The sequence below is a fragment of the Desulfosporosinus sp. BICA1-9 genome, from assembly GCF_000802135.1.
On the sequence record NZ_JUEE01000009.1, the window covers coordinates 1 to 7498 of the forward strand.

The 7498-nt window shown below is 38.4% G+C and carries 6 protein-coding genes and 1 other annotated feature; of the genes, 5 read left to right on the forward strand and 1 reads right to left on the reverse strand.

Annotation, left to right across the window (positions count from 1 at the left end; all coding sequences use genetic code 11):
* The 5 genes from JL57_RS00890 to JL57_RS00910 all read left to right on the forward strand — a co-directional run.
* Nucleotides 1-651: flagellin (locus JL57_RS00890; protein WP_291299554.1), on the forward strand; the 651-nt coding region annotated here is incomplete at its 5' end.
* Nucleotides 652-1183: 532 nt separating this feature from the next.
* Nucleotides 1184-1525 (forward strand) — a binding site (T-box leader).
* A gap of 41 nt (nt 1526-1566) precedes the next feature.
* Nucleotides 1567-3078 (forward strand): 2-isopropylmalate synthase, encoded by a 1512-nt coding sequence (locus JL57_RS00895; protein WP_034140170.1) that lies wholly within the window; start codon nt 1567-1569, stop codon nt 3076-3078.
* A gap of 381 nt (nt 3079-3459) precedes the next feature.
* A complete protein-coding gene (locus JL57_RS00900; RefSeq protein ID WP_291299555.1) occupies nt 3460-4734 on the forward strand; it encodes a diguanylate cyclase in 1275 nt (424 codons plus the stop codon).
* 39 nt (nt 4735-4773) lie between these two features.
* Entirely contained in the window at nt 4774-6120 is a 1347-nt protein-coding gene (locus tag JL57_RS33215) for a PocR ligand-binding domain-containing protein (protein ID WP_291299556.1), read from the forward strand.
* Entirely contained in the window at nt 6110-6556 is a 447-nt protein-coding gene (locus tag JL57_RS00910; protein ID WP_034140171.1) for a response regulator, read from the forward strand. The genes JL57_RS33215 and JL57_RS00910 overlap by 11 nt, the downstream gene beginning before the upstream one ends.
* 131 nt (nt 6557-6687) lie before the next feature.
* On the opposite strand, the gene JL57_RS00915 is transcribed toward JL57_RS00910, so the two are convergent.
* Nucleotides 6688-7122, reverse strand: coding sequence for a polymer-forming cytoskeletal protein (locus tag JL57_RS00915; RefSeq protein ID WP_034140172.1), 435 nt, complete (start codon nt 7120-7122; stop codon nt 6688-6690).
* Between the last annotated feature and the right edge of the window lie 376 nt (nt 7123-7498).

Sequence of the window (7498 nt, forward strand, 5' to 3'; positions counted from 1 at the left end):
GCAACTGTAAACGTGGTTGATGGTAAGTTTGAAATAAGTTCGGGCAATACTGGAGAAACAGGTACAGTATCTATTAGCTCTGGTGATCTTGCTAAAACCTTAAAGTTGACAGCTGCAGAGGGTGCTGTTAGCACTACTGGTACGAATGCCGTAGACAACGGACTTAAGCTACAAGTAGGTGCTAATGCTCAGCAGACTATGGGCATTGATATTTCGGATATGCGCAGTAAAGCCTTAGGTGTAAGTGCTGACAGCACGGGTACGAGAGTAGCTAAAGACGGGCAAGTTGCATCCTATGTAGCTTCGGGGAATGTAACCGATGGTACAAACAATGACACTACCGAATACTCACTTGATATTTCCACTGCTGCTAAGGCGACTGCAGCAATTAGTGTAATTGATGACGCAATTACTAGCGTCTCTGCTGAACGTTCTAAGTTGGGTGCCTTCACGAATCGTCTGGAGCACACTGTCACCAACCTGGGAACTTCAAGCGAGAACTTAACCGCTGCCGAGTCCCGTATACGTGACGTAGACATGGCTAAAGAAATGATGCAGTTCCAAAAGAACAACATCCTTTCCCAAGCCGCTCAAGCCATGATGGCTCAAGCCAACCAACAACCTCAAGGTGTTCTCCAACTACTCCGTTAATCGGTGTAGAAGGAAAACACAATACGGGTATTTTGAGAAGACTAAGAGCCAGAGACTTGTTCTCTGGCTCTTTTAATACAATGAGCCATACATTCCGGAAGGGATCTACGCGGAACTGCGAATAGCAACGGCTTGCAGAATGCGCATACAAAAGGAAATGGATAGCATAAAAAACCGTAAACAGCGGTGGCTGAAAATATACTTCCCCGAGCATGGAGCCGTATTTGGAAGGTTCGATGCCATAAGCAATATGCTGGTGCTGCAAGAGGCCCGCGCCCAATGATATCGAAAAACTTGGAGTAGAAAGAATAAACCGAATTTGGAGAGACAACAAACTGAGGGCAGTTGGAATGAAAAGAGCTAAGAGCCAGAGAATTAATGATGCTGGCATTAGAGTCGGTAGTAATTGGCACAATTGACCATGATAGTACATAGATTAAAATCTAGAAGCGATTTCAGCTAAAGAATAGCCAAAGATTATAATAAGACACTTGACAATATCGAGAAGTAGTATAGAATAGTTAAAACTGCTAAAATGACGATGAGAGGACATAGTACAATCTGTTTCCATTTAAAGAGAGTTGCCGTTTGGTGCAAGGCAGTAATGGATAGGATTGGAACTCTTCCTCGAGTAGCCGACCGAAATTGGATTAAAAGTAGGCTCGGACGGAGCTTCCACCGTTAAAAGGAAGGAGATATCGGAACTTCGATGTTCGAAGTTCGATGCGCCAAGTTCGAACCAAAAGTAGTTTTTTAGGGTCGAACCACGAACATCGGACCACGAACCACGATTACTCCCGTATCTGCAGAGAAGACAGCTATTTGTTAGTTGTCAACTTGAGTGGTACCGCGAAACTAACCCTTCGTCTCAAATATGAGACGAAGGGTTTATTTATTTTTAAGGAGGAAAAGCTAATGCGTAAATTGTATGTTTTTGATACTACCCTCAGAGATGGAGAGCAATCCTTGGGGATAACTCTGAATGTTAAAGAGAAGTTAGAGATTGGCCACCAGTTAGTGAAGCTCGGGGTGGATGTTATTGAAGCCGGTTTCCCAGCTTCTTCGCCGGGAGACATGGAGTCTGTCCGAACGATTGCTAAGGAAGTTAAAGGAGTCATTATCTGTGGTTTGACAAGAGCCGTTGTCCCAGACATTGATCTTTGTGCCGAAGCGTTACGCAAAGCAGAATACCCTCGAATCCACACGGGCATAGGGGTATCTCCGGTTCACATGGCAAAGAAGTTAAAGCTTACTCCAGATCAAGTCGTGGAGCAAGCGGTTGCTGCCGTGAAATATGCCAAAAAATATGTGAGCGATGTGGAGTTTTACGCAGAAGATGCTTTCCGCAGTGACCCAACCTTCTTGGCCAGAGTGATCGAAAACGTGATTTCTGCTGGAGCTACAGTCGTTAACCTTCCGGATACAGTCGGTTATGCTAACCCGTGGGAATACGGAGAACTGATTAGTTATGTTATCAAGAATGTGAAGAATATTGATAAAGCGGTTGTCAGTGTTCATTGCCACAACGATTTAGGAATGGCAACTGCAAATTCCCTGGCAGGGATTAAAGCGGGAGCGAGCCAAGTAGAAGGAACTATTAACGGTATTGGAGAGCGGGCTGGTAATACTTCTTTGGAAGAAGTCATAATGTCCATTTATACCCGGCGTGATGGGTACGGAGTGGAGAGTAGAATAAAGACCCGTGAAATTTCTGCTACCAGCAGACTCGTTTCTCGGATAACTGGTGTGACGGTCCCGGATCATAAAGCGATTGTAGGAGCCAATGCATTCAATCATGCCTCAGGTATCCATCAAGATGGGGTTCTGAAAGATAGGGAAACCTATGAAATTATCAAGCCTGAAACCATCGGTGTACCTCAAAATATCATCAGCCTGACAGCAAGATCCGGAAGACATGCCCTCCAACATTGCCTGGAGGAATTAGGGTATACCATAGAGGGCGCTCAGTTGGATGACGTATATCAAAGATTCTTACAGTTGGCGGATCAGAAGAAAGAAGTGTTCGATCAAGATCTATATGTCCTCATGGGGGATTCTGGTGGGATAGAAAGTAATATTGTGCTGCAGAGTATGTCTATCGCGACAAATGGGGTTGAGATGGCGACCGCCACCGTAATCCTGGAAATAGAGGGAATTCTTATTACTGATGCCGCTTGCGGGAACGGTCCGGTCAATGCTCTATTCAACGCGATTGATAGAATCACTGGCAATATAGCTCTCCTTGAAGATTATACCCTCAAGTCTGTGACTCGGAGTAGCGAGGCTCTAGGGGAAGCGACTGTTAAATTGCGCTATGATGATGGCCGCCTTGTAGTAGGCAAGGGTTTTTCCACGGATATTATTGAAGCCAGTGCCAAAGCTTATATTAATGCCTTAGATAAGAGAGATTTGCATACTGAACTATAACCTTTAAACTGAACGAAAGGATAAAACGCATAGTTTCTATAATAAGATTATGCGGAATATAGGTAGGTAACCTCAGGATAAAGCAAGAGGGTGATCACAACATATTACGTGTGCGATTGCCCTCTTGACGTATTTTCGAACTCAAACTCCCCCTTTTTATTCACTTTTAAGTTGAAGGAGAAAGACCTCGATATTTGGAGAGAAGAAATGCGTGGAATGGCTATAAACAGAAAGTATAAAGTATTTTTCTGATGTTAGAGGAGTTATTAAGAAGGAATTAGAGATAATAAGTCGAATGTTTTAAAAGCGTTATATTTTCGCTGATTCATCAACAATTGCTGAACTGACTGTAGTGTTAATTAAGAAAGGATGAGCTGCCATATGAACTATAAAATAGCAATAATTGATGATAATCTGGACGATATTTTCGCCATAAAGAAGATGCTATCAAAACAAAATAGTGAGTATATAATAGTTGAATATACAAACCCTGAAGAGGCTTTAATAGAATTAACCCAAGACACCGTTGATTGTATTATTTTAGATTATTATTTTCCTGCCATGAATGGACTTGAGTTCATAACAGAATTTCGTAGCTACCAAAAAATTGATACTCCGATTATATTTCTGACAGGGCAAGGAAATGAGAAGATAGCGGTTGAATCGATTAAAATGGGTGCATTTGATTATATTGTAAAAAGTGAAATATCAGGAACATTGCTAAACAAATCTATTATGAAAGGAATTCAAAAAAGGGATTTTGACTATAAAGAAAAATCCTATAATGAATTCATAAAAACTATGATAGATATTATACCTGTACCTTTATTCTACAAAGATAGAAAAGGAAGCTATCTTGGATGTAATAAAGCCTTTGAAACGTTCATTGGTAAAGATAAAGAAGAAATTATTGGTAAAGGTGTCTATGAGATCTCAAAGAAGAATAATGCTGAAAAATATGACTCTATGGATCAACAGTTATTTGATAATCCAGGAACTCAGACTTATGAATATGAGTATGAAACTAGTAATCATGAAAAGAAATACGTTGTTTTTAAGAAAGTAACTTATAATAACTCCTTAGGTGAGGTAAATGGTATAATCGGAATAATCAACGATATTACTGAAATCAAACTAAGAGAAACAGAATTAGCGGCAAAGACCTTTTTTGATTCTTTAACAGGGATATACAATAGAAGATATTTTGATGAGAATATAGAGAAAGAATGGAAAAAATGTCTAAGGGAAAATGAATCGTTATCTCTGATAATGTTAGATATTGATTTTTTTAAAAATTATAATGATTTTTACGGACATCAGGAAGGAGACAATTGTCTTAAAAAAATCGCACAGGAAATAAGACTCTCTTTGCTACGTCCTTCTGATATTGTAGTGAGGTATGGTGGAGAGGAATTTGTCGTAATTCTTCCAAATACTAATAAGAATGGGGCGCTTCGTGTAGCTGAAAGAATTAGAAAAAATATTTCAAATCTTGCTATTAAACATGAGGCTTCAACTGTAAGTAAAGTTGTAACGCTTAGCCAAGGTATAGCGGAAATGAATACTATTAACGATATAGTTTATGAGTGTCTTAAGAATGCAGATAAATCATTGTTTTCGGCAAAGAATAACGGTCGAGATAGGATAGAATTTTAGGTAAGTCTTTAAGTCAAAAATGAAGGCAGGAAGATTATTATGGACTATAAATTTTCTGAGCTTATTGACATCAATGAACTTCAATCACTTCTAGAAAGTTTTACTACAGCGACTGGATTTGGAACTGCCATACTTGACTTAGATGGGCAAATTCTTACGGCAACTGGTTGGGCGGATATTTGTACAAAATTTCATCGGATACACCCTTTAACGAGTAAAAAGTGTACCGAAAGTGATACCGTACTTGCAGCTCAATTGAGTAAAGGGAAACAATATAATATTTATAAATGCAAAAATGGATTGATGGATGTTGCTGTTCCGATAATAATTGAAGAAAATCATATGGGAAATCTTTTTATCGGTCAATTATTATTTGAAGCACCTGATCTAAACTATTTTAAAGCACAAGCAAAAGAGTTTGGATTTGATGAATCCTTATATCTTGAAGCGTTAAACAAAACGCCAGTATTCACAGAAGGTAAAATTAAAAAAACTATGGAGTTTCTGTTAAAATTAGCAAAAATGATTGGGAATTTAGGATTAGCTAAAAAACAACAATTGGAAATTAATAAAAAGATATCTAATTTGCTAAATATAGAAGAAAACCTAAATCTAGAATTAACCATTGAAAAATATAAATTAGAAAAGTTAACCCTAGAATTGCAAAAGAGCAATAAAGAACTTGATGATTTTGCATATATTGCCTCACATGACCTAAAAGAACCCTTACGAGGTATAAACAATTATTCAAACTTTCTATTAGAAGATTACACCGATAAACTTGATGATGAAGGAAAAACTATGCTTACTACAGTAAGTAAACTTGCTAATAGATTAGACCAGTTTATTGACTCACTTTTATTTTATTCGCGACTGGGTAGAACATCCGCAGAACAAAAAACTGTTTCAATAGGAGATATTATTGATGAGGCAGTTAGTTCATTTGAGCTTACAATTAAAGAGAGACCAACTATCATTAATATTATGAAGAATCAACCAGTAATTATCTGCGATCGGTTAAGAACCACAGAAATATTTAAAAATATAATCGGAAATGCATTAAAATATAATGATAAGGCCGAAAGGTATATTGAAGTTGGGTATATGTCTACAGAATCGAATAGCCCAATCTTTTACGTTAAAGATAATGGAATAGGGATAGAGGAAAAACATTTCCAGAATGTTTTCATGATTTTTAAGAGATTGCACCCCAGAGATAAGTATGGAGGAGGCACAGGAGCTGGGCTAACCATTACAAAAAAATGTGTTGCCTTACAAGGTGGTGAAATATGGATAGAATCGAAATTAAGGGAAGGGACAACCTTTTACTTTACTGTGACAGAAGGAAAAAATACTTGCTCAGTGGAGGATACTAATGAAAAATGATACTAATAGCCTAATTATAATAGTTGAAGATAGCCCAGAGGATTATGATACTACTATAAGAGCATTCAAAAAGGTAGGGATGAATAATAAAGTCATAAGATTTGAAATGGGCGATGAATGCCTAGATTATTTATTCGGAAGGGGCAAATTTGAGGGAGAAAAAATTCTATTTCCAGGGTTAATATTGCTTGATTTGAACTTGCCGGGAATCGATGGAAGAGAAGTGCTAAAAATAATAAAGTCAGATCTTAATTTGAAAAAGATACCGGTTGTCGTATTAACGACTTCCAACGATATTAGAGATATAGAAAAATGCTATCAATTAGGTGCAAACAGCTATATTCAAAAGCCAGTCGGCTTTGAGGGATTCATAAACGCAATCATAAAATTAAAAGAATATTGGTTTGAGATTTCAATATTACCCAAAGCTCCATAATGGATAAAGATTTTAAAAATCCTTAATGCTAAAAAACTGTGTAAAGTACAAGGGCAGTTGACCAGGATTGCTGGTTCAACTGCCCTTCCGGTTTTATTATTTCAAGTATATTAGCTTGCCGCTGAAAGAACTCATGAACGCTTTGAAACGAGTTTCTTGTCTTTCACTGCGTGAAGTTCTTTGCTATCTTCAGTTAAGGATAAAGGAGTTGTAGCCTCTTCAAGAAGCTGACTCGCCCCAGTAAAATGGGCACCTTGTTCTACTTTAAACTGACGGGTGCAAATATCGCCGACTAAGCGAGCAGTAGGATTCAATTCCAATAGATCCGTAGTTTTGATATTACCATGCACTTCTCCAGCAAGGCTAACAGTGCTTGCCTCAATATTAGCCTTCAAGAAGGCATTTGCACCAATTATCAAATCGCCGGTTACATGGACATTTCCATCAATTTTCCCGTCAATTCTTGCATTACCTTTAATAGTGATTGATCCGGTAATTTGGCACTCTGCCGCAATGAAGGTGGTGTCTCCACCGCTGGATTGATTGCTTGATGGTCTTTTAAACATCCGGTTCCTGGTTTCCAAATACTAAACAATTCTATACATTTGCCTAATATCTTCACTTTGCTGACTAAACAAAGCGGTAGCGTCACAGGATTCAGCTACTAGGGTCAATACTCTCGTATCAAACATCCGCAAGCCTATGGAGTAAGACATCCATTAAGTACATCAGATGTGCGACGGTTAGTCGCCCTTAAAGGCACTCCGCACAAGCCTTTCAACTTAGTGTACTTGTGCAGTGATCGTTTTTAAGGTTAATGTTTAAGCAATCCCTAGTAGAAGTTTCCTACGCACTTGCCATAAACCAGGCGTGTTCACTTCCTTTCGTTTTTTAAATAGTTTATTGACCTGTTTGCTAATCTCGCTCCACTGACCCCATTCG